This is a genomic window from Empedobacter sp. 225-1 (genome assembly GCF_030328185.1).
Classification (GTDB): Bacteria; Bacteroidota; Bacteroidia; order Flavobacteriales; family Weeksellaceae; genus Empedobacter; species Empedobacter stercoris.
Window position 1 is genome coordinate 1 of sequence record NZ_JACALO010000082.1, and the last position, 2016, is coordinate 2016.

Annotated in this window: 1 pseudogene; it reads right to left on the bottom strand. The window is 33.9% G+C overall.

The features are described from left to right. Positions 1 to 205: 205 nt before the first annotated feature. A pseudogene (locus HX088_RS13795) lies at positions 206 to 1768 on the bottom strand (IS1182 family transposase). Positions 1769 to 2016 lie beyond the last annotated feature (248 nt).

A 2016-nucleotide genomic window follows, 5' to 3' on the forward strand; every position in this document is an offset into this window, starting at 1 on the left:
GAACTGAATTGTCAAAAAAATTAGAGTACAAATACCCGGATAAATTAGAAAATGACATACGAAAATATTTAGCTGGATTAAAACCCAAAACATAACTACGTCGTACAACATAGGTAACTGTTGCACAACTCCAATTTACAGTAAAAAACAGAATATATGACCTCGTTTAAGCCTTTTTAAGCGAGGTTTATTTTTTGGAAATATATTAAATTGTAAAATTATAGGGGTTTAAAAACGCACTTTTTAAGGAGTGAAGGAGTGATTTTGTAGAAGCGTAGTTCTTCCCTTGTTTTAAATAAATAACTTGGGCTAAAACACTTGATTTTTTGACTGTAAAGCGTAGATATTTCTTCAAGTTGTAAGATAAACTTGACATTAGTACATGTTTATTGGCTTTAGACATTCCTCTGCTGTTGATTCGTTTTAGGTTAAAGAAGTTAATCAACGTTCCTAAAACTGGTTCTACTGTAGAACTTCGACGTTTAACTAACCTGCGGTGATACGCTTTATTTTGGGTGAGTTTTTCATGCATTTTATCGTACAAAGGCTTGTGAATGCTATCTTCCAACTTTTTAAACTTGGTTACTTTTCCACAACAACTTTCTCGTAAAGGACATTGTCCACAATCTTTTTCCGAACTTCTATAGCTTTTCTTTTCGTAGCCTTTGCTGTCTGTTAAAGTTCGTTTAAATGGTAAAAAAGCTTTATTTCCGCCTTCTTTAATACATTCGTATCGATTCTCTTTCTTATTAAAAATAAAACCTTCTCGCTCGGGTTTATATTGTCCAAAGTTGGGAATCCAAGCATCTAAGTTATGATCTTCACAATATTGCAAACTTGTACCGCTACTATAGCCCGCATCAGCTAAAACTTCTCCTATTTGTATATCGTTTTGTTTAAAATTTGATAAAGTTTGATCCATGATTTCAGAAAAGATTGTACTGTCTTTGCTACCTGCGCTACTGGCACAAGCACCTGTAATCACGTGATGTTTATCGTCAACAGCTAATTGTCCAGCATAGTTTAATTGACGTGGTTTTCTTGATTTGGTCGAGATTTTCGCATCAGGATCTGTTGGGCTATAATGGGTATGATTGCTTAAAAACTGAGGTCGAATCTCGTTGCCATCCTCATCCAATTGAATTGCTTTTCGAGCAGCGGGCATCAATTTAAACACTTCTTTTTTCCAATTATGATGTTGTTCTACCAACTTTTTGCGTGTTGATGTTACTTTGAATTCTGAATTTTCTTCTAACTCATTCACAAAAGCAGAAGCATCATTTAAAACTTCTTTTTCTACCAAAGAATCCATGCTGGCATTGGCTTTAATAAACGCTGAGTCTACCGCCTGACGTTTCCCTGAAACCATGACTTTATTCACACACAGTTTTAAAACCAACTGAAACAATTGCAAGAAAACTTCTTGGCCAAATAACGCGCGCGTTCGGCTTATGGTTGAATGCTAAGGCAATTGTTCGTTCAGATCATAACCTAAAAACAAGCGAACATCCAAGCAATTGCTACAATAGCGAATCAATGCTCTGTCGCTATTGATATTATTCAAATAACCCACTAACAATATTTTAAAAAACACCACAGGATCTATACTTTCTTGACCTTGAGTACCGTAATATTTTTGAGTGGATCTATACAGAAAATGTAAATCTAATACTTGATTTACTTGGCGATAAAAGTTATCAGATGGAACTAGCCGATCTAAACTTAATTCATAAAAAAGTTGTGGAGTAAATTCTTTTCGTCCTTGCATACAACAAAATACGAAAAATTAGTCTATTTTAGAGTTGTGCAACAAGCACAAAGGCTTGGCGAAATGCGGTTTAAATATAAAATAGACGGATTTGAGAAATTTATCCGTTCTGCTTTTAATTTTATCTATATTATTATTTTTAAAATACATACCACTAAAAAAAGCTCCTTATCTAGACTGCACCCAAAAGTTTGGACAGATTAAAAATTAATAATTATAAAAATGAGTTCGATATTGTATCGGGCTCA